Genomic DNA, 26,030 nt, shown 5'->3' with positions numbered 1-26,030 from the left:
CATATTTTGAAAAACACTCTGTTTCTACCATGAGCACAGATTTTCAGAAGGGGACAAAACGTGATGAAAGCGAAAACAACAATAATGGCGCTGGCACTGGCCTGTTTACCCGGTCTGACGATGGCTGCAGGTGATCTGACAAGAAAGCCAACAGGGCTGCCAGAACTGGTGCTGGGTACTGAAGAAAGCGGTTATGGCATGTCTCAGACAGAGTATCAGCTGGAGACCGGCAAGTCTTACAGTCTGGAAATTCAGGCCAGCGGCCTGAAAGAATACGCCCTGAAGGCTCCGGAGTTCTTCGCCTCTATTTATCTGCGTAAGGTCGAAGTGGGGGCCGCTGAGGTGAAAGCTGTTTCTCTGACAGAGCTGGAATTTGAAGATGCTGGCGAAGTGGAAATTTATTTTGTACCGATTAAGCCTGGTAAGTTTGAATTTTATGCTGAAGGTCTGGAACACAAAGGGATGAAAGGTCTGTTTGTGGTTCGATGAGTCGCTGTTGAATTGTATTAAACGAAGTTTCTGGTTGTTGCTGGTCTCACTGCCCTGCGCCCGGCAGCAGCCTCCTAAGGATAAAAATAATCAGGATTTACCCCATTTGTTTTGTGGAGAACAATAATGACCGTTAAAACTAACCTACTGCGTACCGGTGCTGCGATGGTCTTTGGCAGTTTGCTGAGTGCACAGGTATTTGCCCATGGCGATGTTGTACCTCAGGCTATTGATACCTCTATGTTACCTCAACTTGGTGAAGAGTGGCTTGAGGAAAACCCATATACTGATAACAAAGACGCTATCAGAATTGGTGAGTCAGCTTATGCCCAGAACTGTGCCCGTTGTCATGGTCTGGATGGTATTTCAGGTGGTATTGCACCGGATCTGCGTTACCTTGAGCCAGGTTATGACGGCGACGAGTGGTTTGTTTACCGGGTGCGTAATGGAGCTGTACGTAATGGTGTGCCTTACATGCCGAAGATGGCTGAACATCTGAGTCAGGAGGCTCTGTGGTCTATCCGTGCCTGGTTGGAGACAAAATATGTTGAACAGTAGTCATCTTATCGGACTGCTGCTTCTGATGCTGGTGCAGGTGAATCCTGCGCTGGCACGTTCCTATGATGATGTCCTTGCATCGGGATTTATTGAAATCGCGGTGTATGATCAGTTCCCACCTTATTCCTTCAAAAATGATCAGGGCAAAGCGATTGGCATTGATGTCGAACTGGCTCAGCATATTGCTCGTTCTATGAATCTTGACCTTAAACTGCGCTGGATGACACCGGATGAAACCCTGGACGATGATTTACGCAATCATGTCTGGAAAGGACATTATCTGGGTGGGGGTATTGCTGATGTCATGATGCGGGTGCCCTATGATAAAAATTACTCTTACCAGACTAATGAGTTTGGTGAAGTGAAAAATGATCTGGTGCACATGTTTGGTCCTTATCAGAAGGAGCGCTGGCGGGTCGGGTATGATACGCAGCAATTAGAAACTCTGGAAACTCTGGCTGTTTTACGTTACTACCCGGTTGGTGTAGAGACTGATAGCTTGCCGGATGTATATCTGATGTCCGTTTTTAACGGTCAGGTACGTAATAAAGTAAAACACTTTATTGACCTGAGATTAGCCTGGAATGCTCTGCAGAATAATGAAATTGCGGCCATAATGGGGATGCAAAGTCAGCTTCAATGGCTGAAACACCATCATCCGGTACAGAAGAAACCGTTTGAGTTGTCTGCAGTGGCGCTTCCTGGACTCCATAAACTCGACTGGGATATAGGTATGGCGGTGCATACGAATTATCGTCAGTTGGCTTATGCGCTGGGAGATATTGTAGAGCAGGCTTCAAAAGAGGGACTGGTGAAACAGATATCTGCCAGATATGGAGCTGATTATCTTTTGCCGGAGCTATACAAAGCTCAATAAGAAGCTCTTTCTGAATCTGGTCGGACTTATGACGTCAATGTACAGGATTTTCGATTTAAACAGTAAAAAATTGTGCAGGCCAGCAAATTAGCCGCTATAGTGTGTTATATGCGCAATGCCAGATACTCTGGTATTGCCCCACTAATTCTCCGTTCAAGCGTTCGCGCTTGTTGTTCATGGGTTTTCACCCTCTTCGTAGCCGGTCATTGACCGGCTTTTTTTGTTGCCTGCATTTCATTACTCAGGTGATAAGTGACATCACCTTTTAGATAATAAGTGGCATATTCTTCGAATAACAAGTGGCATCATTCTTCGAATAATAAGATGTATCCGCATCCGTGTTGGTGTAATTCTGGTGGGATAGCTTCCTGGGATATTTTCCCGAAAGCAGGTGTGCTGGCTAGTTCTTTAGGTGTGATTGGCTAGTACCAGAGGATGATCTTTTACGACCTGAGTTGCAGGGTCTTATACTTTCAGGTCTGAAAGTGTGTCATAAAACAGGTCCCTGGTTGTATTGTTGCTAATACGTGTCTGAATTCAAATGGCTGTGCCAATAATCGAATAAAAAAGGCATCACAGGAGACAGTCATGTTACCAAATGGTTTAGGCAAAAAATCGCTATTAGCGACAGCATTGATTTCTGCAATGGCAGTGACAGGCACCGCATCTGCAAAAGTTACGGATACGGATATTCTGAATGATCAGGCAACCACTAACGATGTAGTTACCAATGGTATGGGGCATCGTGGCCAGCGCTTCTCCCCTCTGGCCAAACTGAATACTGAAACCGTTAAAGATCTGAAAGCGGTCTGGTCTTTCTCCTTTGGTGGTGAAAAGCAACGTGGACAGGAATCTCAGCCTCTGGTTAAAGATGGCGTCATGTTTGTAACAGGCTCATACTCTCGTCTGTTTGCTATTGATGCGGAAACTGGAGATGAGCTGTGGCAGTATGATGCTCGTCTGCCAGATGGCATTATGCCGTGTTGTGACGTTATTAACCGTGGTGCAGCTCTGTATGACGATCTGGTAATTTTTGCAACACTGGATGCGAAACTGGTTGCTCTGGATCAGAAAACAGGTAAGGTCCGCTGGAAGAAAAAAGTAGCTGATTATAAAGCAGGTTACTCTATCTCTGCAGCACCTCTGGTTGTCAAAGGCAAGATCATCACAGGTGTATCTGGTGGTGAGTTTGGTGTTGTCGGTAAAGTAGAAGCCTACGATGCTAAAACCGGGAAAATCCAGTGGACCCGTCCGACGGTTGAAGGACATATGGGGTATATCTGGAAAGACGGTAAGAAAACAGAGAATGGTATTTCCGGTGGCGAAGCTGGAAAAACCTGGCCTGGTGATTTGTGGAAATCCGGTGGTGCAGCGACCTGGTTAGGCGGTACTTACGATGCTGACACCAATCTGCTGTTCTTCGGTACCGGTAACCCGGCGCCATGGAACTCACACCTGCGCCCTGGTGATAACCTGTTCTCCTCTTCTCGTCTGGCACTTGATCCGGACAACGGTAAAATTGTCTGGCACTTCCAGACCACACCACATGATGGCTGGGATTATGATGGTGTAAACGAAGTAATTGCATTTGATTACCAGGAAAATGGTAAAACGATTAAAGCGGCCGCTTCTGCAGACCGTAATGGCTTCTTCTATGTTCTGAATCGTGAAAATGGCGACTTCATCCGAGGCTTCCCATTTGTCGATAAGATCACCTGGGCTAAAGGCCTGGATCCGAAGACAGGTCGCCCTGTTTATGCAGAAGATGGTCGTCCGGGAGATCCGCGTAAGAGCGCTGATGGTAAGAAAGGTGACTCCGTTGTAGCGGCGCCATCTTTCCTGGGGGGTAAGAACTGGATGCCAATGTCTTATAGCCAGGACACAGGCCTGTTCTACGTGCCATCAAATGAATGGGAGATGGATATCTGGAATGAGCCGACAGCTTATAAGAAAGGCGCGGCCTACTTAGGAGCCGGTTTCACCATTAAGCCTCTGAATGAGGATTATATCGGTGTGTTGCGTGCTATTGATCCGAAAACCGGTGAAGAGAAGTGGCGCTATAAGAACTATGCACCTCTGTGGGGTGGTGTAATGACAACTAAGGGGAATCTGGTATTTACCGGTAACCCTGAAGGCTACCTGATGGCCTTTGATGCTAAAACCGGTGAGATGAAGTATAAGTTCAATACCGGTTCAGGTATTGTCGGCACTCCAATCACCTGGGAGCAGAACGGTGAGCAGTACATTTCTGTCGTATCCGGCTGGGGTGGTGCTGTACCTCTTTGGGGTGGTGAAGTGGCTAAGCGTGTTAAACACCTGAATCAGGGTGGTTCCGTGTGGACCTTCAAACTGCCGAAGGAAGATGAGAAATAAGCGCTGCTGACTTCTCCTGAATTTCAATTCGTGGGCAGGCCGGTTTTCTCCTTTCCCTTCTGAAATACCGGTTCTGCTCCGGATTGAATTTGCACCAGATGAAGACCAGCACTGATGCTGGTCTGCAAGAAGCTGTTATCTTCCTGGGATAAAAAGAGATGTTTGGTGTTGTTCTGATACTGGTTTATCAGGTCAGATAAACAATAAAAAAGCTGGCATTCCATTACCAGCGATACAGGTTAGCTGATGAGTATTAACAGTGTATGCGGTGTTAACACCCAACGAGAGCTAATGTATCTTGTGCTGTGTGCTTTTTTAACCAGGAAAATCCCTGGGTTTCACAAGGATATATGTGCAGCAAATGTATAGAATAATATTTTTTCCAGCGACACTAAAGGCCGCAAGTAGCTTATTAGCTACCTGCAGTAAATTGATACCGGTATTCTTTCATCTGCGATAAGGATTCCAGGCTATAGAGCTTCGCCAGATGAAGCTGTATCAATCAGAAGTTGTAATTTACGCCGACGCTGCTGACCAGTACATAATCATCTTCTACAATGCTACTGTCTTTGATCCCGGCTCCCAGGTGGACGTATGTTGCTTCAGCGGTAACGTCCCAGTTTTCAGTGACTTCATAGCGTCCACGCACCCCTGCATACAGGTTAAGCGCACTATCTCCCTGATAAGCCTTTCTATGTTCATTGACTTCAGATTCACCGACACCAAAAAAGTGGTCGACGGTGGCTGAACTAAGCCAGGTCGCTCCAACAATGGGATTAACGCTCCAGCCTTCCATCTTCATATCAAAGACATAATTCACATCCGCTGTCATACCGCTGTGCTCGTTGGTAATCTCATCCATCAGTGTCATTTTTAAACGTCCGGCATCTGAACGATGAATAAAGTAAACCCCGGCATCCAGTGTCCCGTCGCGCTCTTTCAGGCCTGCTAAACGGACATTGTCTTTGTAGTCATCTTTATCCGCCAGCAGTGAACCATTAGCCGTCAGTAACAGGCCTATGCTGTATGCTGGCTGTTGATACAGACTGACACCGGCCTGACCATCTTTCAGGAAAAAACGTTCGCCGCGATATTCGATATTGGGAGCAACAAAATATTCTGTGTCTTCTCCTGCCAGAGGGTTATTAAAAGTGCCAACGCTGCCACCCAGAACCCACTTGCTGTCACTATCTCCCGGTTTCATGCCATCACTGATAGCATGAGAATCTGCCAGTGCATTAAAAGAAAGTAAAGCGGCGATCATGGTTGTTGCCGTTTTAATGCCGGTGTGTTTTTTCTGATTCAGCATAGTCTTGTTCTCCTTACCTGTTCGGATGCCCGGCCTGAGTGATCAGGTCATCAGACATCTTATAAAAATGATGTTTTCAGCGACTGTTTCACCAGTAGCCATAATGTCGTTGGAGATAAGTTTAAGCCGGGCTGCTGAACTCAAGCTGGCAGTAACCTGAACTGAACCTGAAAAGTAAACGTTTCTGAAATTACAGAGCGAGTTTTAATGAGATGAGGTTAAATGGCAGAAAACCAGAACGGACCCAAAGAGAAGAAAACAGGTCTTTATATCATCAATGACAGAAAATATTCTGTCTGTCTTGCGGTAAGACTGATCCGGTATATAAAGGTATTGTCAGTTCCGGTTCAGGTTATCAGGTTATAATGCAAAGCCATCAATGCTGTAGATTTCTGGTATCAGACAATATGACTGATCTGTTTAAGCCACTGTTTCGAGTGGGGATTATGCTGCTGTTTTTTCTGCCGGGGCTGGTGGAAGGGTCAGACATGTCCGCAGAGTCTGATCTTATGCTGGCGGAATTCAGCCCGGAGCAGCAAGAAGCGCAGAGCGCCGAGGATACCACTCAGAAAGTAGAGCGTTTTTTCTGGCCAGCAACGCGCTGGATTGAGCAGACCGTGCGCAAGACACCTCTGATTCGCTCTCCTGATACCGGCCCGGCAAAAGATCCGGCTGATGCCGTATCCGGGCAGCTTGATCTGAGAACGGCGATAAAAAGAGCAACCAGCATTTATCCGGGGACGGTATTAAATGCCGAAAAGGTGACGGATAACGGCGTGATTTCTTACAACATCAGAATTATTTCCGGACAAGGGGTTGTCAGAACAATCGCTGTGAACGGAGCTGACCGGAAAGAGAACTGAGATATGAAAATACTGATTATTGAAGATGATCCGGAGCTGCAGCGCCAGTTATCTGATTCGTTACGGGCTGAAGGCTACGAAACTGAGGTCAGTGCCGAGGGTAATGATGGTCTGTATCTGGCACGGGAGTTTGAATACCAGCTGGCCATTATTGATCTGGGTTTGCCGGGTATATCGGGTATTGATGTGATCCGTAGTCTGAGAGCAGAAAACTATACCCTGCCCATACTGATCCTGACAGCCAGAAGTAGCTGGAAAGATAAGGTTCATGGCCTGAAAGCCGGGGCTGACGACTACCTGGTAAAACCTTTTGAGATTGAAGAGTTACTGGCTCGTATGGAAGCATTATTGCGCCGGGCCTCTGGTTTCAGCAGTCATCTGATTGAGCATGGACCTGTCAGGCTGGACACCCGGACTCAGGAGTTATGGGTGGATGATATGGAAGTAGATCTGACCGCCTTTGAATATAAACTGCTGGACTATTTTTTACGCAATCCTAAACGCATTGTATCTAAAACGGCGTTGATGGATTACCTGTATGATGATGAAAGTGATCGGGACGTCAATGTACTGGAGGTGCTGATTGGCCGGTTACGCCGTAAGCTGGACCCGGATAATGTGCTCAAGCCTATTGAAACTCTGCGCGGCCGGGGTTATCGCTTTTTTATCCGGTCATCGTAATCTATGTCCAGGGTTTCGCTCCGGCGCCGTTTTTTTCTGCATACTGCAGTAACGCTGGTTATGGTGATGCTGGTGAGCCTGTTTGTTGTGGACTACAGTTATCGCTCTGAGCTGGAGCGTTCAACAGATCAGCGCTTACGCCTGCATATTTTTAATCTGTTATCGGTGACGGAAAAAGCGGATCAGACCCTGTTGTTACCCCCTATTCTGCGTAACCCCAGATTCAATACTCTGAACTCCGGGGTATGGGCTATGGTGCTGAATGATGATAATCAGCCAATATGGCAGTCTCTGTCTCTGGATGACAGGCCTGTGTCAGACTTCCCGGCTCAGGAAACCGGCAGCTGGGTATTACACCGGCAAATGCCTGGCGCAGATCGGTTTATTATTATGAGCTATCGCATCGGCTGGGATACTCCGGATGGCCTGGAGTATTATCGCTTTGTCGTGGCTGAAACGGAGGATACTGTGCGTAAAGAGGTGATCCGGTTCCGTTGGTGGCTGGGTGGTGGTTTTCTGCTGGTGACGCTGAGCCTGTTACTGGGGCAGCATCTGGTATTGCGTTCCTCTTTTCGTCCTATTAACACTCTGGAGCAGGAAATTGCCAGACTGGAACAGGGGGAGCAGACAGAGCTGCAGAAAAACTATCCTCAGGAGCTCAGAGGGGTGACAGGGAATCTGAACGCTCTGATCCGCAAAGAGCATGAGCAAAGAGAGAAATACCGCGCCAGTATGGCCGATCTGGCTCACAGTCTGAAAACCCCCCTGTCTATTGTTAAAGGGGAACTGAAGTCTGCAAGTGGGCAGAATGATGTTCTGCAAAAAGCGATTCTGCGTATTGATCAGAGCATAGAATACCAGCTGCGCAGAGCCGTTATTTCCGGCCATAGCCTGTTATATCAGGGAACACCGGTTGCTCAGGTTCTGGATGATCTGATAAATGTGCTGAATCATGCGCACAGAGATAGTTCGGTATCTGTGATTACTGACCTGCAGCCAGAGCTGAATTTTTATGGTGATGAAAATGATTTGATGGAAGTGCTGGGTAATTTGCTGGATAACGCTTTCCGTTATGCCCGCGATGAGATTCATATCCGGGCTAAGCATCAGGAAGATCAGCTTATTCTGATTGTTGAAGACGATGGCCCTGGTTTCTCAGATCAACAGGCCGGTCAGATTTTTAAGCGTGGTGAGCGTCTGGATTGTCAGGACCTCGGGCAGGGGATCGGCCTGTCAGTGGTATTTGATATTGTGACATCGTATGAAGGATATATTAAAGCAGGGCGTTCGGAACTGGGCGGAGCCTGTTTTACGTTAGTGTTTCCATGTAAAGCGGAGGATACATGAAAGGCAAAGAATACACCAAAGGAACCCTGATACTGATACTGACTATTCTGTTGGGGGCCTGTTCGTCGGTAACCCTGCGAACAGATGCTCAGGATAAAGCGGGAAATACTCCGGATTTTCAGAAGACCTATGATTACTGGTGGTGGGGGCTGAAAGGAGAGCACTCGGTGAATGTACGTGAAATCTGTCAGGGAAGAAAAGTCCGCCAGATGCAATCTGTAGCAACAATCCCTAATGTGATGGCGGCTATTTTTACCCTGGGTATCTATCAGCCCAGAACAGCTCGTGTCTGGTGTGAAGGAGATCCGTCATGACGATAACGTCTCGGAAGTCAATGGTTCCGGTTGTAGTCGTGGTCAGTTCGGCATTATTGCTGTCAGCCTGCAGCACGATGAAGTTTGTTAATGGCCCGGAAATGGAGCAGACCACAGAGCGAGAGCAATGGCATCATCTGGGGCTTAATGGGGTAGTAGAGTTCAGTCGGCCAATGAACCTGAAATATAACTGTGCTCAGCAACAGTGGGATACGGCAACAATTGAGTATTCTTTTTTGAATATGATTGCATCAGTGTCACCTGCGGTTCCTGTCACCCTGTACAATCCATGGACGATTATCTATGAATGTCGTGAGCCTATTGATTGATAGTCATTGATTGTGGATAAGCAGGCACTGAAGCTGAGAGATGATCTGACAGAGACGGGTATTCAAATAAGCGCGCCGCAGGGACTACAGGCCATGCGGCGTTTTACAACAAATATTATTTCTTATCGAATACCAGATTAAAGGTCACAGGAACACTCAGTGAAATAACAGGTAAGCCTGCAATTTCTCTCAGAGCTTCAACGCCTTTATCCAGTCCGTAATCAGAGGCATTAATCACCATTGGATGCGCTGTGCTGACCAGAAGGCGTTGATCTGACAACTTATAGATATTCAGAGCAGCAGTTTGTTTTTTATCTGTACCGAATAATGACAGGTTGCCATCTGCTTCAAGCTGCAGACGTTCACCGGCCTTCATACTATCCAGCTGTTTTGCGTTGACCTGAAGCTGATATTCAGCCGCCGGGAATTTCTGGGTATCAAACAGCATTGTCTTCATACGCTGATCCCGGATATCGATCCCTGTGGCTACAGATGCCAGATTCAGTGTCAGAACCGCTTTGCCTGAGCCATCAACGGACCCCCGAAACTCTTTAAATGTATGAGTTTCGTAAGCATTATTTTTCTTAATGGAAGCAAAATTAAAATCAGAATCAGACAGATTGAGCTGCCAGTCTGCCTGAGCGAAAGATGCGATACTGGTAAGACACAGTGCAGTAAGCAGTTTTTTCATTGTTATATCCTTGTAGCCGGGCTGCATTATTTGCCAGAGGGCAATGTCATGCTTTTCCTGAGATCTGGATGACGTATGCAGGCATTAATTTCCTGGAAAAACGGTCTGTTTTTAACAGACTGGCTCCGTATTATAAATCGTCTTTCAGTATAGTTCTGAGATCTTATTTTGCCTGAGTTCAGTTAGCAGGGTGAGTACTTCTCAGAAGTAATTGATCTCATCCTGAGTCAGATGGCGCCAGTCTCCAACGTCCTGGTCCAGGCAAACAGGGCCGATTTGCTGCCGATGCAGAGAAACAACCCGGTTGCCAATGGCTGCAAACATACGTTTTACCTGATGATACTTGCCCTCGGTGATCGTCAGCAGCACTTCTTTGTCATCAAGTATTTCCAGTCTGGCAGGACGTGTCAGGGACTTTTCTCCCTGCAATTGAATACCCTGATGAAACTGGGAAACTGCATCGGCAGTAATAGAGTCCCTTAACCCGACCCGGTACACTTTTTCACACTGCATGTCTGGTCTGATGATATTAAATGACCAGCGGCCATCATCTGTGATCAGCACCAGACCTGTTGTGTCTGCATCAAGGCGTCCTGCAACATGCATATGTTCTGCACGCTCAATATCCAGGTAGTTAAACAGAGAGGGATAGGCTTCATCGATATTGGAGCAGATAGTGCCTGGTGGTTTATGCAGCATAATATAGCGGGATGGCCGGGCAATAAGACGTTGTTCCTTCAGTGTGACCAGGTTGTTTTCATGCACCTGAACAGAAGGGTTTGTTGCCGGTTTACCGTTAACAGAGACCAGCCCCAGCATTATCTGATGGGTGGCTTCGCTACGGGACAGATCGGTACTTTTACACAGAAACTTATCAAGGCGCATAAGATGGCAATAACGTCAGAATTAAATATGTGGCCATTATGCGCATTTGTATTTTTCTCGCAAGATCGGGTTTCTATTCTTCGCACCGTATCTCCAGCACGATTATGTCAGTCAGCAATATGGGGGCTCTGAGTCCCCGCAGAACAGGCTCTTTGTTATGAATGGGGGTTGAATGTTCTTTGCTATCGAACTCGGCACTGATGGTGTGATTCGATGGGGAATACTTGATTAGCTGTTTGTTTATAGTACTCTTCCCTGTTTCTGAAACATCTGAGGGAAGGGTTATGCCAAAAGCGAGTGAAATTAAAAAGAATGCTGCGGTTGAATATAACGGTAGTGTGTATTTTGTCCGGGATATTGAGCGTTCTGTTCCTCAGGGACGTGCAGGTGGCAGCATCTATCGCATGCGTATGTATGATGTGGTAACGGGTGCCAAGCTGGATGAGTCTTTTAAAGACTCCGATATGCTGACGCTGGCAGACCTGGTCCGTCGCCCATCCACACTGTCGTATATTGATGGTGATGAATATGTCTTTATGGACAGCGAAGATTACAGCTCTTACAACATTAACAAAGATGCTATTGCGGACGAAATTCTGTTTATTAATGAAGAAATTCAGGGGTTACAGGTTCTGTTGGTTAATGATGCCGCAGTTGCTATTGAGCTACCCACTACGGTCGAACTTGAGATCACAGAAACAGATCCATCAATTAAAGGTCAGTCTGCGACCTCTAGAACCAAACCGGCTACATTAAGTACAGGTCTGGTTATTCAGGTACCTGAGCATATTTCTACGGGTGACAGAATTAAAATAAATGTAGAAGAGCGTAAGTTCACTGGCCGGGTTTAATCATTACCTGATTAAAGTGTCTCTGTAAAAAGCGACTGTATCCTTCAGCCAGTACGGTTGAAGAATACAGGCAGTGAACAGTCTCAACCCTGTTTTATCACAGGCTGTATGGCTATTTCGATAACAGGTTCCGTTATTGCCTGAGCAATATGGTTATCGGGTGGATTAATTAACAATGGCTGAAGATTTATGAGTGACCTGAATAACCTCCTCAAACAGACGTTTGGCTTTAATGCTTTTCGCCCCGGCCAGGAACAAACAGTCGGTCAGCTATTACAGGGTCACTCTTCTCTGGCGATCTTTCCGACAGGTTCAGGTAAGTCACTGTGTTATCAGGTTACCGCGCTTAAGTTACCCCACCTGACCCTGGTCGTTTCTCCTCTGCTTGCGCTGATGAAAGACCAGCTGGACTTTCTGCAACAGAAAAATATTCCTGCTGCCAGTATTGATTCCACTCTGACACCACAACAGAACCAGGAAGTGATGACGCGGATACGATCCGGACAGATTAAAATCCTGATGGTATCGGTTGAGCGATTCAAAAACGAACGTTTCCGACAGTTTATTGAGTCTGTTCCTGTATCCATGCTGGTGGTTGATGAGGCTCACTGTATATCGGAGTGGGGGCATAACTTCAGACCGGACTATCTGAAGCTGCCTGCATACCGCCAGCAACTGAATATCCCTCTGGCTTTGCTGTTAACGGCTACCGCCACCAGACAGGTAAAGCGGGACATGGCACAAAAGTTTGCTATTGAGCCGCAACATATTGTCCAGACTGGCTTTTACCGCAATAACCTGGATCTGACGGTACTGCCGGTATCCGGAGATAAACAACAGCAACTGTTGCAGAGTCTGCACAACAGATCCGGAGCCGGTATTGTTTACGTCACCCTTCAGCACAGTGCTGAGCAGGTGGCTGACTTTCTGAATAAGAATAATATTCAGGCTCAGGCTTATCACGCTGGCCTGAAAGATGAACATCGCCAGCAGATCCAGTCGGACTTTATGTCAGGCCATATCCAGGTGGTGGTCGCGACTATCGCCTTCGGCATGGGCATAGACAAAGCAGATATTCGTTATGTTATTCATTATGACCTGCCTAAATCCATAGAAAACTACAGCCAGGAAATTGGTCGCGCAGGTCGGGATGGAGCCGCATCGGATTGCATAACGCTGGCCAGTCTGGATGGTATTCCTGTATTAGAGAATTTTGTCTATGGCGATACACCGGAACAGGACAGTATCGAAGCCGTTCTGCAGAATATTCGCCAGGATAGCCACCAGGGGCAGTGGGAATTGCAGTTATTGAGCCTGTCGAATGAAACCAATATACGTCAGTTGCCTTTGAAAACCCTGTTGGTACAACTGGAGCTCATGGGAATACTGCAGTCGATGTACACCTATTTCGCAGAGTTCAAATATAAATTCCTGCTTGAGCCTCAGCAGATTCTGGCGCAGTTTAGTGGCGAGCGTCAGAGCTTTCTGGCAACAATATTTGAACTTACCCTGATGAAAAAAATCTGGGGTCAACCCGATTTTGATCGGATTACTCATCAATCAGGCTCTGAGCGGAGCAGGATTATTGCGGCGCTGGAGTATCTGCAAGAGAAACAGATGATTGAGCTGTCTGCAACAAAAATGACAGAAGTGTTCAGAGTAGATGATACCAGGCTACAGGAGTCTGACTTGTCCGGTCGGTTGCATCACTACTTTGCAGATAAGGAAAAAAAGGAGATCAGCCGTATAGCGACCCTGATTCGTTTTTTTCAGCTGGATCGCTGCTTAAGCCATAATCTGGCACGCTATTTTGATGATTCACAGTCACCAGAACAATGTGGCCACTGTTCGGTTTGTCGGGGACAGGTCGCTCATCTGAGCAGAACAGAACACCCGCCCTGGCCATCGGATGATCAACTGCGGAATGACCTGAATAATTTCATTACCACGATGAAGAGTAAAACAGGCCAACAAATGAGTCAGGAAACCTGTTGTCGCTTTCTGGCAGGTATCCGGATTCCCGTTTTCAGTAGAAATAAAGTCAGTCAGCTTCCTGGTTTTGCCAGTTGTGAACAACAGGGCTACCAACAAATCAGAGATAAAATAGCGTCATTGAATCCAGTATAACCTGATGCAGATTTTTATGATGTGCCATTATTCATAGACGGGGCGTTTTTTAAATGGGCTATATACCTGAGCAAAAGTACTCCGTTTCTGAATGATATTAGCCAGAAGTATTGTAAACCATACCACCAATGCTACTTTTATTCTGACAAACCTTCTGACGGATACAAAGGACTTTGCCAAAGTCGTGTCTGAATAAACAGAAGTTGCTACAATGCTCTGTCTTAAGAGCACAAAAGCAATATGCAGGGCCGCTTTTATACCGATTCACTGCACTTGTTTGCAGTAATGATAATAAGAAACCAGATCAATGACTGAATCACAGACAAAACGCACCTTCAGTACTTCTATGCGCGATACTAACAGTCCATTTTTACCTGATGGGAAACAGGTAGGCACAAGACCTATACGGGTAGGCTTTATACTTCAGGAACACTTTTCCATGATGGCGTTTACAGCCGCGGTAGATGCAATTGTGACAGCAAACCTGGTGAATACGACGCCTTTGTTTTCTTTCAGCACTTATGGCATTGATCAGAGTACTGTGCGCAGCGATCTTGGTATTGATATTTCTGTTAATGACACTTTGCCTCATATCACCCTGGAGGGCGATAACGGTTTAGATATACTGCTTGTTTGTGGTGGATTTCGCTGTGATATCAACCAGAACCCGGCACTGAACAGTGCATTGAAAAGTGCAGCAAGATATAAGCTGACACTGGGAGGGTTGTGGAATGGTGCTATAGCCCTGGCCCATGCTCAGTTACTGGATCGTCGACATTGTGCCCTGCACCCGGATAATCATGCGTATATGCAGGAACACTTTCCGGATGCTATTTTGTCTGATCAGACCTGGATTGCGGATAACCAGCGTTTTACCAGTGCCGGTCCCAGCAGTGCGCTGGAAATGATGCTGTCACTGATTGAAGGCCTGTATGGCAAAGACACTGTACGTGCCATCCGTGAAATTCTCAGTTGTGATAAAAATAATGACAGTGAAAATAACCAGATTACTCAGACCCGTGACAATCCGAATCTGCCGGATCTGTTAAGAGAGCTGTTGCAGCTGATGAACTCTAATATCGAAGAGCCGCTCAGCATTGATGAGCTGGCCGGATGTGTTAATGCCTCGCGCAGGCGTGTCGAACGCCTTTTCCAGACCCACCTGGAGACGACACCATCCCGTTATTACCTTGAACTGCGCATTACTCAGGCTCGTCGGTTATTGCTGCAAAGTAATGAATCTATCGCTAATATTGCTGTTTCCTGTGGCTTTTTGAGTTCGACGCATTTCAGCCACTGTTTTAAGGACTTCTTTGGTATTTCACCCAGTCAGGCCAGACAAAAACACCGTAGCCAGGAAAGTTAATTGGTTAAATGCGACCAGGTATTCACCTGAGATACTGGCTCTCATCTGACCCAGTGTTTCAGATCAATGCATAATCAAGCATACAGAATAAAAACCTTCCAATTGCCCAGAAACAACCAATCTATTGATCTGTATGCACTTTCTCCGGGCATACAGAGAGATAATCCCTTATTAGTTATGTAAAATAGAGTAATCTATCGGATACATTTTGTAATTCAGGCGGTTTCATATGGATGAATATTTCCCTGCCTGGTGCTTTATGAAAGGATCACTCCCACATGTCAGTTTCTTCTCTGCTGCAACTGAACCTAAGGCGGCTTATTCTGATTCTTGCGCTTTTTGGCGTTGCTGTAACGCTTCTGAATACTTTTATTGCCAGTTACCAGGTGCAAAAACAGCTACTGCTGGATAATACTCTGGAAGCCAACAGAGTCTATAGCTCAAAGCTATCAGCTAATATTGAGCGTTTTCTGCAGAATGCCCAGCATCAATTACAATTCAGCGCTTATAAAGCTAAAGATCATTTTAATAACCTGAACTGGTTAAAAGATGAAGCGTATCGTGTTGTCCGCCAGGATCTGAGTTTTGACTCTGTGATTATTGTTGATCGCAATAACCAGATTGTGGCGGCATATTCTGATATCTCATCTGGTCATATCGCGGGTGTGATTAACCGCGACAGCAGTAGTTCGCATAGGACTGCTCCTGATGTCAGCGCGCCTGTTTTATCGCCCCAGGGGCACTTTTTTATCCGTATTTCTTACCCGATTATTTCAGATCAGGGGAATTATCTTGGCTTTATAGGCGGAGATGTTTACCTGAACCAGAATAATAATCTGCAGCACCTTCTTGGGGATCATGACTATAAAGATGGTTCTTATCTTTATGTGGTTGATCAGAAAAAACGTCTGTTACACCACCATGATCCAGAGCGAATTGGCGAAGAAGTAACGAACAATCCAGCTATCGAAGCCGTCATAGCCGGACAAAATGGTTCTCTTTTGCTGACTAACTCAAAAGGCGTCAGTATGCTGGCAGGGTTTGCTCCTGTACCTGCTACAGGCTGGGGAATTGTTGCTCAGCGTCCGGAAAAAGAGGTGCTGAATATTCTGTCTGAACGTATGGAAGCCGTTGCTCAATACACCATTCCCTGCGCTATAGCAACCTTCTTTATGATCTGGCTACTGGCCCGTGTGATTTCCCGTCCTCTGTGGCAGTTAGCGAACAGTGCGAAGCATATGGATACACCTGATGCAGAAACGGGTATATCCCGTATTCCTTGTTGGTACTTTGAAGCGGCTCAGCTAAAACGGGGATTATCTGAAGGGATCAGTCTGATGCAGGAAAAAATCAGCCAGCTGCATCTGGACTCTCTGACCGATCCTCTGACCCGGCTATATAACCGTCGGGGAATGCATAAAATTATTAATCGTTGTCAGATCAACAGCGGTTGTCTTTCGGTTATTGCGCTGGATATTGATCACTTCAAACGGGTGAATGATACCTGGGGGCATGATGCAGGAGATATTGTGATTCGTACCGTCGCAGATGTCATGCGCGATTGCTCTCGAAATGAAGATTTTATCTGCCGCAGTGGTGGAGAAGAGTTTCTGATTCTGTTGCCCGATACCGGGCTATCGGCAGCAACCGGTCTTGCTGAGCGCATTCGTACACACATTGAGCATCGCCACTTTGAAGCCATTCAATCAGGTCTGACGGTTTCATGTGGTGTTGCTCTCTGGGAGTCAGGGCAGGGTAAAATTAGCCAGACCATTAAACAGGCTGATCAGGCTTTATATCAGGCGAAACATCAGGGCAGAAATCAGGTCGTGCAGGTTATCACTGAGTCCTGCGCCGCCTGAAGCAACAAGACAAATCATACCCTGAGTTTCTATGTCTTGTGACTCAGCTCAGATGAAACCCCGGCATACCTTTACCTCAGAGTATGCCGTTTTTTTCGCTGGCTAATCAGGCATATGTTTCAAAAAAGACCCTTAGCTGACTGGATACGACATCCCGGATATCAGCTATTGTGTCTCTCCTCTCCGGCCACTATTTTCATATACCTGAAGCCGTTTTCTCTCCTCCTCGCTAACTGGCGGAGTGTACAACACCTTTAGCGGAGACACTTCTTTCAGAAGCTTAAATACGGTTATTGCGCTTTAACAGGTAGTAGACACCGGTTTTCTAACCATTATTCCGACCAGAGAAAACACTTTCGGACCTTTTATCTCAGAGGCAGTTATGACGTCAATCTCATCTGTGGCACAACGGCAGGATTTTGTCAGGGGCTATCTGCTGGTGCTGATCTCAGCGATCTGTTTCGGCCTGCAGCCTTTCTTTGCATATTTCGCTTATAACGACGGGGCCAGCCCTATTGGATTATTACTGGCACGCTTTACACTGGCTGCCTGCGTACTTCTGCTCTGGTTAAAAGCTAAAGGTATCGCCCTGCCCAGGCCCAGAATTTTTATGCAAAGCAGCCTGATAGGTGTTGGCTACGCCGGTGCTGCCCTGGGGTATTACAGCGCCAGTCACTCAACATCGATCAGTCTGGCGGTGATCCTGATGTTTTCATTTCCGGCATTTGTCACCCTGTATTCGATCCTGGTGCTCAGAGAGTCTGCTACCAGAACCCATATCGTCAGTATGTTATTGGCAATTACTGGTGTAGTGCTGGCAACGGGTATTAACCTGGAAGGGGATCTGCAAGGTATTCTGTGGGCACTGTTTGCCGCACTTAGCTATGGCTCTGCCATTATCTATGGTTCACATACGGCTAAACCGGAAAATCCGATCGCTTCATCCTGGGTAATCCTGTTGGCTGGTGTTATTACCTTTTCCTGTGCCAGCCTGTTTCAAGGAGCCACTCTGCCGCAAAGCAGCGAAGGCTGGATAGCCGCTTTGGGGCTGGCAATTTTTGCTACTATTGCTCCTATTGCTACCTTTATCAGTGGTTCTCCATTGATTGGTGCTTCCAGTGCATCAACATTATCAACTCTGGAACCTGTGGTCGCGATTCTGATTGCGGTGTCTCTGATCGGGGAAGAGTTGTCAGTTATGACTATCGTCGGTGGGGTTTTCGTGTTGATTGCTGCTATTTTATTAACCCGCTCCGGTACCCGATAACGTCATTCCGCTTATCGCCGGATCAGATAACAGGTGGTATATACCTGAACAAAAGCATTTTGATATTCCCCGGACAACATCTGGTGAATGGTCCGCTTTTGTTCAGGCACTGAGTAAAATATGATGAGAAGAAATACGCCTTAGCGCTTACCTTTTACGGTGATGGCCTGAAAAACAGCGGCCGTTTATTGAGCTTCCCGAACCATGACAGAGTATTCTGCACCAGTCACCGGTTCGTAGAATGTGGCGATGTCCTGATAGCCCTGACGTTGATAAAAGCTTTTGTTACGAGGCACGTAGGTTTCCAGGTAAGTTGCAACTCCGGCACTATCCGATTTCTGTAAGACTTCTTGAAGCAGTTTCGCTCCCAGTCCCTGATTCTGAAATGCCGGAAGAACACCTACAATCGACAAGTACCAGTAATTTTCCTGAATAACCGTATCCGTATGTTCAGACATATTACTGACGATATCATTGTATGTCCGTAGGCTGTTCTCTCCCATAACTGTACGTAAAAAGTGTTGTTTCTGTGCCGACTTCTGTGCCTGAAGCTCGCGCTCTAATGGCATCGACCAGATGGAAGTGCCATAAGCTTCCCCTTCCGGGATAAATAACTCGCCGTATTGCTCACTTTCGACCATGGAGTAATCCAGGTAGCACAGCATCAGTGCTTTCTTTTGCTCAGGATCTTCGACAGATTGCTCCATAGTCTGATAGAAGGCGTCAGCGGTTAATGCATGATATAAAGCTTCTGCAAGAGGGCGGTATTTCATCTGGTACGGCATCAGGTCAAAGATTCCATAGTGTTGTTTATCGGTTTTGTTACAGCGAGCAGTTTATAATGCTGACTGCTTCTCTTTTATCTTATAGCTGGATATTCAGAGTACGTACCACAGTAATGCCGGTAAAGCTGCAAAGCCCATAAAAGTAGAGACAATCACCAGACCGGCAACTTCTTCTGGCCTCTGATCATAAAGCTGTGCAAACAGGTAACAGAACACCGCTGCGGGCATAGCACACTGCAGAATAACGACTCCGGCAGCTGCGCCGGACATGCCCATCATCAGGGTCAACCCGACACCGACACCAAAGCCCATACCTAAACGCAGTACTGACAGACCAAAAGCAGTTTTCAGACTTCCCATTTTAAGGCTTGCCAGAGATACGCCCAGAGTGAAAAGCATCAGAGGAACGGTCAGATCACCAATCAGTTTGGTGGTATTAAACAACCAGACCGGGACTTCCAGATCACTGAACAAAAATACCGATGCGGCCACGGTTGCCGGAATAATCGGCATCTTCAGCAAAGCTCCCGGAGAAAAATTCCCGGATACAAAAGCCACCCCAATTGTCATCTGTAGTACGACATAAACCGTAAAGAAAGCGACGGCCAGAGCCAACCCTTCTTCACCAAAAGCCAGCATGCATAAAGGCAGCCCGACATTGCCGACATTAGGCCAGGTCAGAGCTTGTAAAAAAGCTCTCTGGGGCAACCGGAAGGCTGCCAGAACCACACCACCAATCAGGGCAAATGCCAGGTTAGCCATCAACGCGGCCAGTCCCATATCCCAGAGTACCGCCGGGTCCAGTTCAACTTTGGCCAGAGCATAAAACACCAGACAAGGCGTTGCGAAATAAGTCACGATGGACGTCACCAGAGACGTGTCAAAGTCTCTTCCACTGCGTGACCAGCCATAGCCGATTCCGACGCAGACAAATACTGGTGCCAGAATTGAAAAAATCACCGAAAACATGAATAAGCCTTATATTGGGGGTGTTATTAATCGGGGTGAATCACTGTATCCCGGACTATGTCGCTGCACAACAATGTTCCGGTTAAAAGTGACTGCACTCTCTCGATGATGGCAGGAGAATATCGAAATGCTTTTTGCCAGCGATGTACTATCCCATCTGATGATTATCCAGCCTCAAGAATAGTCCGTTGTCAAACCATCGGGCATCCCCCCATTCGGGTTATTGTCCTGATAAGACGTGCCATTGAATAAGAGGGGCCAGAATATCAGAACAAAAAAAGCAGGAGCGTTGCCGCGTCCTGCATGAAATTGATCCATAGGGACCATGGAGTAGTCCGAACCATAACGTTCGCACCAAACTTAATAGGATGAATCAGAAACCGTAACAGACCAGAGTGCTCATTATTCTGCTTGATGTGGAAACAGTTATTTTTAATTAAATGGTCAATTAAAAATAATATGTAAGCTGAGCTTTGCAATGTCAAGCATCGACCGGCTTTTACTCTGAATCCCTCGATTCCGATGCAATTGTGAAAAATAGAGTAAAAAGTCTGAAATCACCTGGTAAGTATTGGATAACACTGCATCAGAAAGATTATTCAGAATAAACAATATGTATAAAAGAGTGTTGGCAGATTGGAAGCTAAAACCCTCAGGCTAAAGGGGTTGATACTCTGAAAAACTGAAATATCAGGCTTGTCGAGAACAGACATTTTTTTTGTGTAAGCGTCGCAAAAAGTCAACCCGCCTCAGAAGACTGCTCGTAACATAAAAATTCGCTGATTAGCCACTAATCAGTTCAGGCTACCCGGCCTGCACAATAAAACGTTAATCCGTACTAATTGCTACAGATTGACGCTCCCCGCCAGGGGAGGAATAACAATAAATGGAGTCGTTCTATGAACCAAGTTAAGCAGCCCTCTAAGTCGAAGGAATATACCTCCGACTATAAAGCGGGCCAGGATAATATCCAGGTCATGGGAATGGATATTAACAATCCTGTGTTTACCACCAGTGCACTGGCAACGCTGACATTCATTGTCCTTGCACTTATGTTCCCCGAAGACGCCAACAAAATGCTGAGTGGTGCCCGTACCTGGGCCATTGAGACCTTTGACTGGCTGTTTATGATTGGCGGTAACGTTTTCGTTATCTTCTGTCTTGCTCTGATCTTCCTTCCTGTTGGTAAAGTCCGTCTGGGCGGTGCCAACGCCAAACCAGATTTCAGTCGTATGTCATGGTTCTCCATGCTGTTTGCTGCTGGTATGGGTATCGGTCTGATGTTCTGGAGTGTGGCTGAGCCTGTGGCTTACTACACCGACTGGTGGGGTACTCCGCTGAATGCTGAAGCCAAAACGCCGGAAGGTGCTGCTGCAGCCATGGGTGCAACCATGTTCCACTGGGGCCTGCATCCGTGGGCTATCTATGGCGTCGTTGCTCTGGCACTGGCATTTTTTACTTATAACAAAGAACTGCCGCTGACGATTCGTTCTGCGTTCTATCCTTTGTTTGGTGAGCGTGTCTGGGGTCCTCTGGGTCACGTGATCGACATTACAGCCGTGCTGGCTACTATTTTTGGTCTGGCGACATCTCTGGGCCTTGGCGCATCTCAGGCTGCTGGTGGTCTGAATTTCCTGTTTGGTGTTGATAACAACATCTCAACTCAGGTTGCGATCATTGTTGTCGTATCTGCCATTGCTATCTTCTCTGTAGTACGTGGTCTGGATGGCGGTGTTAAAATTCTGAGTAACATTAACATGGCAATGGCGGGTGTCCTGCTGCTGTTTGTTGCTGTGGCGGGTTCTCTGTCAGGTTTCTTTTCAAACGTTGCCTACACCATTTCAAACTATGCCGGAGATATCTTATCTCTGAGTAACTGGGTTGATCGTGCAGATGAGAAGTTCTACAAAGGCTGGACAGTATTCTACTGGGCCTGGTGGGTATCCTGGTCGCCATTCGTAGGTATGTTCATTGCGCGTGTCTCTAAAGGACGTACCGTAAGAGAGTTTATGATTGCTGTTCTGCTGATCCCGACTCTGGTGTCAGCCGTATGGATGGGGGCATTTGGTGGTCAGGCTCTGGATCAGATTCAGGCGGGTACCGGTGAACTGGCTAACGGTCTGGGAGATGTGTCTCTGGCAATGTTCCAAATGCTGGAAAACCTGCCAATGGCTGAACTGACGTCGGCTATTGCCATTGTCCTGGTACTTGTATTTTTCATTACCTCTTCTGACTCTGGTTCCCTGGTTATCGATTCCATCACTGCCGGTGGTAAAGTGGATGCACCTGTACCTCAGCGTATTTTCTGGGCAGTCATGCAAGGTGTTATCGCAGGTGTTCTTCTGTATGGCGGTGGTTCAGAAGCTCTGAAAGCCTTGCAGGCAGGGGCAATCACTGCGGGACTTCCATTTACTGTAATTCTGCTGCTGATGTGTGTCAGCGTCTATAAAGGCCTGAAAACCGAGGTTTAACATTAACTGAGTCTCTTCAGGCAACAAAGAAACCGGCTGATTGCCGGTTTCTTTGTTTTTCCTGCTTCGACAAGCCATGCGACATTCTGCCACTGAGACGCAATGCCGCGCGACATTTTGCCTGGTTATAGCCCGCGCGTTTTCTGATTAGTATCCCTCCTTCTCAAAAGGAGGAAAAACAATGAGAAAGATAATGGCGCTAAGCCTGCTGTCAGGCTCTATCATACTGGCAGGTTGTAATGGTGGCGGCAGTAGCAATAATAGTGATAATAACGCCGCTAACAGTGCTCAGAAGGATGTCTCGATTCACTTTGCAGCCCGAGTGAACGGCCAGCCATTTTCCTGCGCCACAACGTATGGTGGACTGGGTACTCAGGAATCTCAGGCCAGTTTTACTGATTTTCGTGTTTATCTGCATGATGTGAAGTTAATTGATGCTGATGGCAATCGCCATGCTGTGTCACTGACCAATGATGGTATCTGGCAGACTGATAATGTAGCGCTGCTGGATTTTGAAACCGGAGATGGTTCCTGTGGTGGCACGACTGAAACCAATATGCAGATTATTGGCAGCGTTGCGGAAGGAAACTATACCGGGCTTGAGTTCAGTGTAGGTGTTCCGGGTGATCTGAATCACCAGGATCAGGCTGCCGCGGCTTCTCCTCTGAACATCGCCGGACTATTCTGGAGCTGGCAAAGTGGTTATAAGCATGCTCGCATAGATATTGATCTGGCGACGCCTTACACCTATACCGACGGTGAAGGTACAGAGCAAAGCACTAATAAATGGTTCTTCCATCTGGGAAGTACAGATTGCTCTGGTGACCCGACAACCGGAGAAACGGTCACCTGTGCCAATCCGAATCGCCCTACCATTACTCTGAACAGTTTCGATACCGAAGCCAGTCAAGTCACTCTGGATTATGGACGTCTGATGTCAGGCACTAATCTGTCATCCAGTACACCGATGCCATTCGGTTGTATGTCTGGTGCTGCTGATCCCGATTGTGCCGGTCCTCTGGCCAATATTGGCTTATCCGATACCAGCCAGACATTTTTTGCATCGGAAACACTCTGATGAGTCAGATACAGTTCAGTCACCGGGTTGTTTCAGCCAGGCTGAAGCTGGCAGGCACGCTCAGTGCGTGCCTTGTTCTGACAGCCTGTGGTGGTAGTTCAGACTGGCAGCATGAAGAGTTTACAGCCAGCCAGAGCGATTTTGATTTTGCCATTCCGGATACGATTCCTGAACCTTTCGTGCCTGAAGATAACCCTATGTCGGAAGCGAAAGTCAGGTTGGGACGCCATCTGTTTTACGACAATCGTTTATCAGGCAATCAGACCCAGTCATGTGCCAGTTGTCATGAGCAAGCTCTTGGTTTTGCTGATGGTGTCGCTTTGCCCACAGGATCAACCGGTGAACAGCTGGCCAGAAACTCTCAGGGCTTACTCAATGTGGCTTACAACTCAACTTTCACCTGGAGTAATCACTCACTGACTACTCTGTCAGATCAGCATATGGTGCCTTTGTTTGCTGAGTTTCCGGTTGAGCTGGGGATTAATGATCTGAACCGGGAAGAGATTTTATTACGCTTAAGTAACGACCCGGATTATCAGTCAATGTTTGCCCAGGCCTGGCCGGACAGCGCTGATGCGATCAACTTCAGTAATATCAGTCAGGCACTGGCTTCTTTTATTCGCAGCATGGTGTCGTTTAACTCTGACTTTGACCGTTATGAGCGTGGAGATACCAGCGCATTAACCGCCTCTCAGCAACGTGGCAGAGCATTGTTTTTTGATGAAAAAACAGAGTGCTTTCACTGTCATGGCGGTTTTAATTTTTCGCAATCTACACTGCACAGTGGAACCGTATTTTTTGAAGCGCCTTTCTTTAACAACGGCTTATACAACCTGGATGGCAACGGCAGCTATCCGGAGGGTAATCAGGGTTTATATGAACTGACCGGTAAAGAAGAAGATAAAGGCAAATTCCGTCCTGTTTCACTGAGAAATATTGAAGTTACTGCACCCTATATGCACGACGGTTCTATCAGCACTCTTGCAGAAGTGATTGAGTTTTATGCCGCTGGAGGGCGTGCACCCACTACGGTTAATGGCGTACCAACCGGCGATGGCCGCAAAAACCCGAATAAAAGTGGCTTTGTTGGTGGTTTTACCCTGACAGAGCAGGAAAAACAGGACCTGCTTAATTTCCTGAAGTCTTTAACCGATCACCGTTTTAACAGTGATGAACGTTTCTCGAATCCTTATGAATAATACACAATTATATGGGCTGTTATTACTGAGCCTGCCTGTACTGTCACATGCTCATGGCAACAAGGTAAATACCCCGGATACAGGCATAGGCCTGGAGCTGGAAATAGAGCAGCATCTGATGGCCGGAGTGCCGGATAAGCGCTACTTATTGCTGACACCTGTGATGGATGCCGCTGAAGCACCGGACAACGGCATCAGCTCGGCTGATGTTAAATTCAGTGCCACCAGTGCCATCGACAATAACTGGCTGGCCCATGCTGCTATCAGTAACCATAGTCATGGTGGTGATTCAGAACTGGAAGTTGATCAGGGATTTATTCAGGGCCACTTTAATGTCTCAGGCACTGAGCGCCCAATCACGGTGAAACTGGGGCGGTTTTATTCTTCTGCCGCATTTTATAACCAATCCGGCTTTAATGAACTTATTGCACCGTCGGCCCCTCTTGTTTATCAGGCATTTATGGGGGGAGAACTCAGAGACGACGGGATTCAGTTACAGTTTCCGATTTCTGAAGATACCAGGGTCGCACTGGAGGTCTTTTCCGGTGAGAACACTCTGGCAGGCCAGCGGGATAACGATCAGTTCAGCCTGACACAGGTTGTCTATCTGGACCACGGGATCAATCTTGAAAAATCAGGGCATCTGGACCTGAAAATTGCTTTATTGAACTCAGATCAGAATTATCAATCCGGTGATGGTCATTCTCACAGTAATTCCGATCTTAGCTATCAACTGAAAGGCGATCTGCAGCAGTTGATGCTGTCTGCGGCCTGGAACTGGCAGCAATGGACAATACAGACAGAAGTCTTTAAACGCTGGCAGGATGCCCGAATCACTACATCAGATCAGTTGCTCCAGCTGGACGATAACAGTTATGGTGGTTATGGGCTTATCCGCTATCAACTGAATAAAGAGTGGGCATTGGCAGGCCGATATGATCAGATCACCACTGATGGCACAAGCTCCGGGCACCAGAGCCTGATATCCGCCCTGGCACTGCCCATTGATAAAACACCCGCTAATCTTTTGTTTTCAGCCAGCTGGACTCCTGCTTCCAATCAGGTCTGGACTCTGAATGCCGGATACTATGACGATCAGTGGCAAAATAAAGATCGGGGTTGGTATGGCGGCCTGAGCTATCAGCTACGTTTCTCAGCAGAAACATTATAATCCCCATTGCGTGGCTGGCAGATGCGTATTGAGTATCGACAATATTCTGATCGATTCAGAATTAATCGAATCTGCAAACTCAATATTCATCAGGCATAAGTGGATGTATATCCTGTATTTTGCTGTATCTTCTGGCTTTGCCTGCGAATCATTCGTCAATTTCAACGA

Annotated in this window: 23 protein-coding genes; 18 read left to right on the top strand and 5 right to left on the bottom strand. The window is 46.9% G+C overall.

Annotation, left to right across the window (positions count from 1 at the left end):
* The first annotated feature begins 63 nt into the window (after positions 1-63).
* The 4 genes from H4O21_RS09380 (at position 64) to H4O21_RS09365 (ending at position 4,297) form a co-directional block, all read left to right on the top strand.
* Complete coding sequence (locus H4O21_RS09380) at positions 64-489, top strand: cupredoxin domain-containing protein (RefSeq protein ID WP_182808641.1); 426 nt, start codon at positions 64-66, stop codon at positions 487-489.
* 126 nt (positions 490-615) lie between these two features.
* Positions 616-1,047: a cytochrome c-550 PedF gene (pedF, locus tag H4O21_RS09375; RefSeq protein WP_182808596.1), complete on the top strand. Its 432-nt coding sequence runs from the start codon at positions 616-618 to the stop codon at positions 1,045-1,047.
* The gene (locus H4O21_RS09370; protein ID WP_182808595.1) at positions 1,034-1,924 is read left to right on the top strand and encodes a substrate-binding periplasmic protein; all 891 of its coding nucleotides are present in this window, start codon (positions 1,034-1,036) and stop codon (positions 1,922-1,924) included. Before pedF ends, H4O21_RS09370 begins: the two co-directional genes overlap by 14 nt.
* Before the next feature lie 588 nt (positions 1,925-2,512).
* On the top strand, positions 2,513-4,297 hold the full coding sequence (locus tag H4O21_RS09365; protein WP_182808594.1) for a PQQ-dependent methanol/ethanol family dehydrogenase: 1,785 nt from the start codon (positions 2,513-2,515) through the stop codon (positions 4,295-4,297).
* A gap of 502 nt (positions 4,298-4,799) precedes the next feature.
* On the opposite strand, the gene H4O21_RS09360 is transcribed toward H4O21_RS09365, so the two are convergent.
* Positions 4,800-5,606 (bottom strand): MipA/OmpV family protein, encoded by an 807-nt coding sequence (locus tag H4O21_RS09360; protein WP_182808593.1) that lies wholly within the window; start codon positions 5,604-5,606, stop codon positions 4,800-4,802.
* Positions 5,607-6,013: 407 nt separating this feature from the next.
* Here H4O21_RS09360 and H4O21_RS09355 point away from each other — a divergent pair, with 407 nt between their 5' ends.
* The 5 genes from H4O21_RS09355 to H4O21_RS09335 are packed head-to-tail and all read left to right on the top strand — an operon-like array spanning position 6,014 to position 9,140.
* The gene (locus H4O21_RS09355) at positions 6,014-6,469 is read left to right on the top strand and encodes a PepSY domain-containing protein (RefSeq protein WP_182808592.1); all 456 of its coding nucleotides are present in this window, start codon (positions 6,014-6,016) and stop codon (positions 6,467-6,469) included.
* Positions 6,470-6,472: 3 nt separating this feature from the next.
* A complete protein-coding gene (locus H4O21_RS09350; RefSeq protein ID WP_182808591.1) occupies positions 6,473-7,150 on the top strand; it encodes a response regulator transcription factor in 678 nt (225 codons plus the stop codon).
* Positions 7,151-7,153: 3 nt separating this feature from the next.
* The gene (locus tag H4O21_RS09345; RefSeq protein ID WP_182808590.1) at positions 7,154-8,497 is read left to right on the top strand and encodes an ATP-binding protein; all 1,344 of its coding nucleotides are present in this window, start codon (positions 7,154-7,156) and stop codon (positions 8,495-8,497) included.
* Positions 8,494-8,811 (top strand): Bor family protein, encoded by a 318-nt coding sequence (locus tag H4O21_RS09340; RefSeq protein ID WP_182808589.1) that lies wholly within the window; start codon positions 8,494-8,496, stop codon positions 8,809-8,811. Before H4O21_RS09345 ends, H4O21_RS09340 begins: the two co-directional genes overlap by 4 nt.
* Entirely contained in the window at positions 8,808-9,140 is a 333-nt protein-coding gene (locus H4O21_RS09335) for a hypothetical protein (RefSeq protein ID WP_182808588.1), read from the top strand. Before H4O21_RS09340 ends, H4O21_RS09335 begins: the two co-directional genes overlap by 4 nt.
* Positions 9,141-9,255: 115 nt before the next feature.
* Here H4O21_RS09335 and H4O21_RS09330 read toward each other — a convergent pair whose 3' ends face one another.
* Together H4O21_RS09330 and H4O21_RS09325 are read right to left on the bottom strand one after the other, a co-directional pair.
* On the bottom strand, positions 9,256-9,831 hold the full coding sequence (locus tag H4O21_RS09330) for a YceI family protein (protein WP_182808587.1): 576 nt from the start codon (positions 9,829-9,831) through the stop codon (positions 9,256-9,258).
* A gap of 201 nt (positions 9,832-10,032) precedes the next feature.
* Positions 10,033-10,716, bottom strand: coding sequence for a pseudouridine synthase (locus tag H4O21_RS09325; protein ID WP_182808586.1), 684 nt, complete (start codon positions 10,714-10,716; stop codon positions 10,033-10,035).
* A 284-nt stretch (positions 10,717-11,000) separates the two neighbouring features.
* Between H4O21_RS09325 and efpL the strand changes: the two genes are divergently transcribed.
* The 5 genes from efpL (at position 11,001) to H4O21_RS09300 (ending at position 18,189) form a co-directional block, all read left to right on the top strand.
* Complete coding sequence (gene efpL / locus H4O21_RS09320) at positions 11,001-11,567, top strand: elongation factor P-like protein EfpL (protein ID WP_182808585.1); 567 nt, start codon at positions 11,001-11,003, stop codon at positions 11,565-11,567.
* Positions 11,568-11,756: 189 nt separating this feature from the next.
* The gene (locus H4O21_RS09315; RefSeq protein ID WP_182808584.1) at positions 11,757-13,694 is read left to right on the top strand and encodes a RecQ family ATP-dependent DNA helicase; all 1,938 of its coding nucleotides are present in this window, start codon (positions 11,757-11,759) and stop codon (positions 13,692-13,694) included.
* A 307-nt stretch (positions 13,695-14,001) separates the two neighbouring features.
* On the top strand, positions 14,002-15,060 hold the full coding sequence (locus H4O21_RS09310; protein WP_182808583.1) for a GlxA family transcriptional regulator: 1,059 nt from the start codon (positions 14,002-14,004) through the stop codon (positions 15,058-15,060).
* A 278-nt stretch (positions 15,061-15,338) separates the two neighbouring features.
* A complete protein-coding gene (locus H4O21_RS09305; RefSeq protein ID WP_182808582.1) occupies positions 15,339-16,922 on the top strand; it encodes a sensor domain-containing diguanylate cyclase in 1,584 nt (527 codons plus the stop codon).
* A 382-nt stretch (positions 16,923-17,304) separates the two neighbouring features.
* Positions 17,305-18,189, top strand: coding sequence for a DMT family transporter (locus H4O21_RS09300; RefSeq protein WP_182808581.1), 885 nt, complete (start codon positions 17,305-17,307; stop codon positions 18,187-18,189).
* A gap of 185 nt (positions 18,190-18,374) precedes the next feature.
* Here the strand turns inward: H4O21_RS09300 and H4O21_RS09295 are convergent, their stop codons facing one another.
* Together H4O21_RS09295 and H4O21_RS09290 are read right to left on the bottom strand one after the other, a co-directional pair.
* Positions 18,375-18,962 (bottom strand): GNAT family N-acetyltransferase, encoded by a 588-nt coding sequence (locus tag H4O21_RS09295; protein WP_182808580.1) that lies wholly within the window; start codon positions 18,960-18,962, stop codon positions 18,375-18,377.
* Positions 18,963-19,067: 105 nt separating this feature from the next.
* The gene (locus tag H4O21_RS09290; RefSeq protein ID WP_182808579.1) at positions 19,068-19,943 is read right to left on the bottom strand and encodes an AEC family transporter; all 876 of its coding nucleotides are present in this window, start codon (positions 19,941-19,943) and stop codon (positions 19,068-19,070) included.
* A gap of 899 nt (positions 19,944-20,842) precedes the next feature.
* Here H4O21_RS09290 and H4O21_RS09285 point away from each other — a divergent pair.
* The 4 genes from H4O21_RS09285 (at position 20,843) to H4O21_RS09270 (ending at position 25,862) form a co-directional block, all read left to right on the top strand.
* Positions 20,843-22,414 (top strand): BCCT family transporter, encoded by a 1,572-nt coding sequence (locus tag H4O21_RS09285; RefSeq protein WP_182808578.1) that lies wholly within the window; start codon positions 20,843-20,845, stop codon positions 22,412-22,414.
* Between the two features lie 181 nt (positions 22,415-22,595).
* Entirely contained in the window at positions 22,596-23,492 is an 897-nt protein-coding gene (locus H4O21_RS09280) for an MbnP family copper-binding protein (protein WP_182808577.1), read from the top strand.
* Entirely contained in the window at positions 23,492-24,691 is a 1,200-nt protein-coding gene (locus tag H4O21_RS09275) for a methanobactin export MATE transporter MbnM (RefSeq protein ID WP_220495591.1), read from the top strand. The genes H4O21_RS09280 and H4O21_RS09275 overlap by 1 nt, the downstream gene beginning before the upstream one ends.
* Entirely contained in the window at positions 24,684-25,862 is a 1,179-nt protein-coding gene (locus tag H4O21_RS09270; protein WP_182808576.1) for a TonB-dependent receptor, read from the top strand. The genes H4O21_RS09275 and H4O21_RS09270 overlap by 8 nt, the downstream gene beginning before the upstream one ends.
* Positions 25,863-26,030 lie beyond the last annotated feature (168 nt).

Source organism: Oceanospirillum sediminis (genome assembly GCF_014164585.1).
Taxonomy (GTDB): Bacteria; Pseudomonadota; Gammaproteobacteria; order Pseudomonadales; family Halomonadaceae; genus Oceanospirillum; species Oceanospirillum sediminis.
The sequence above is the reverse complement of the archived record's forward strand: the minus strand, read 5'-3'. Positions and strand labels throughout refer to the sequence as shown.

What these genes read in the sequence shown, in the direction of transcription:
- H4O21_RS09380 (WP_182808641.1), top strand. Translation starts at nt 64, where the DNA reads ATGAAAGCGAAAACAACAATAATGGCGCTGGCACTGGCCTGTTTACCC.
- pedF (WP_182808596.1), top strand. Translation starts at nt 616, where the DNA reads ATGACCGTTAAAACTAACCTACTGCGTACCGGTGCTGCGATGGTCTTT.
- H4O21_RS09370 (WP_182808595.1), top strand. Translation starts at nt 1,034, where the DNA reads ATGTTGAACAGTAGTCATCTTATCGGACTGCTGCTTCTGATGCTGGTG.
- H4O21_RS09365 (WP_182808594.1), top strand. Translation starts at nt 2,513, where the DNA reads ATGTTACCAAATGGTTTAGGCAAAAAATCGCTATTAGCGACAGCATTG.
- H4O21_RS09360 (WP_182808593.1), bottom strand. Translation starts at nt 5,606, where the DNA reads ATGCTGAATCAGAAAAAACACACCGGCATTAAAACGGCAACAACCATG.
- H4O21_RS09355 (WP_182808592.1), top strand. Translation starts at nt 6,014, where the DNA reads ATGACTGATCTGTTTAAGCCACTGTTTCGAGTGGGGATTATGCTGCTG.
- H4O21_RS09350 (WP_182808591.1), top strand. Translation starts at nt 6,473, where the DNA reads ATGAAAATACTGATTATTGAAGATGATCCGGAGCTGCAGCGCCAGTTA.
- H4O21_RS09345 (WP_182808590.1), top strand. Translation starts at nt 7,154, where the DNA reads ATGTCCAGGGTTTCGCTCCGGCGCCGTTTTTTTCTGCATACTGCAGTA.
- H4O21_RS09340 (WP_182808589.1), top strand. Translation starts at nt 8,494, where the DNA reads ATGAAAGGCAAAGAATACACCAAAGGAACCCTGATACTGATACTGACT.
- H4O21_RS09335 (WP_182808588.1), top strand. Translation starts at nt 8,808, where the DNA reads ATGACGATAACGTCTCGGAAGTCAATGGTTCCGGTTGTAGTCGTGGTC.
- H4O21_RS09330 (WP_182808587.1), bottom strand. Translation starts at nt 9,831, where the DNA reads ATGAAAAAACTGCTTACTGCACTGTGTCTTACCAGTATCGCATCTTTC.
- H4O21_RS09325 (WP_182808586.1), bottom strand. Translation starts at nt 10,716, where the DNA reads ATGCGCCTTGATAAGTTTCTGTGTAAAAGTACCGATCTGTCCCGTAGC.
- efpL (WP_182808585.1), top strand. Translation starts at nt 11,001, where the DNA reads ATGCCAAAAGCGAGTGAAATTAAAAAGAATGCTGCGGTTGAATATAAC.
- H4O21_RS09315 (WP_182808584.1), top strand. Translation starts at nt 11,757, where the DNA reads ATGAGTGACCTGAATAACCTCCTCAAACAGACGTTTGGCTTTAATGCT.
- H4O21_RS09310 (WP_182808583.1), top strand. Translation starts at nt 14,002, where the DNA reads ATGACTGAATCACAGACAAAACGCACCTTCAGTACTTCTATGCGCGAT.
- H4O21_RS09305 (WP_182808582.1), top strand. Translation starts at nt 15,339, where the DNA reads ATGTCAGTTTCTTCTCTGCTGCAACTGAACCTAAGGCGGCTTATTCTG.
- H4O21_RS09300 (WP_182808581.1), top strand. Translation starts at nt 17,305, where the DNA reads ATGACGTCAATCTCATCTGTGGCACAACGGCAGGATTTTGTCAGGGGC.
- H4O21_RS09295 (WP_182808580.1), bottom strand. Translation starts at nt 18,962, where the DNA reads ATGAAATACCGCCCTCTTGCAGAAGCTTTATATCATGCATTAACCGCT.
- H4O21_RS09290 (WP_182808579.1), bottom strand. Translation starts at nt 19,943, where the DNA reads ATGTTTTCGGTGATTTTTTCAATTCTGGCACCAGTATTTGTCTGCGTC.
- H4O21_RS09285 (WP_182808578.1), top strand. Translation starts at nt 20,843, where the DNA reads ATGAACCAAGTTAAGCAGCCCTCTAAGTCGAAGGAATATACCTCCGAC.
- H4O21_RS09280 (WP_182808577.1), top strand. Translation starts at nt 22,596, where the DNA reads ATGAGAAAGATAATGGCGCTAAGCCTGCTGTCAGGCTCTATCATACTG.
- H4O21_RS09275 (WP_220495591.1), top strand. Translation starts at nt 23,492, where the DNA reads ATGAGTCAGATACAGTTCAGTCACCGGGTTGTTTCAGCCAGGCTGAAG.
- H4O21_RS09270 (WP_182808576.1), top strand. Translation starts at nt 24,684, where the DNA reads ATGAATAATACACAATTATATGGGCTGTTATTACTGAGCCTGCCTGTA.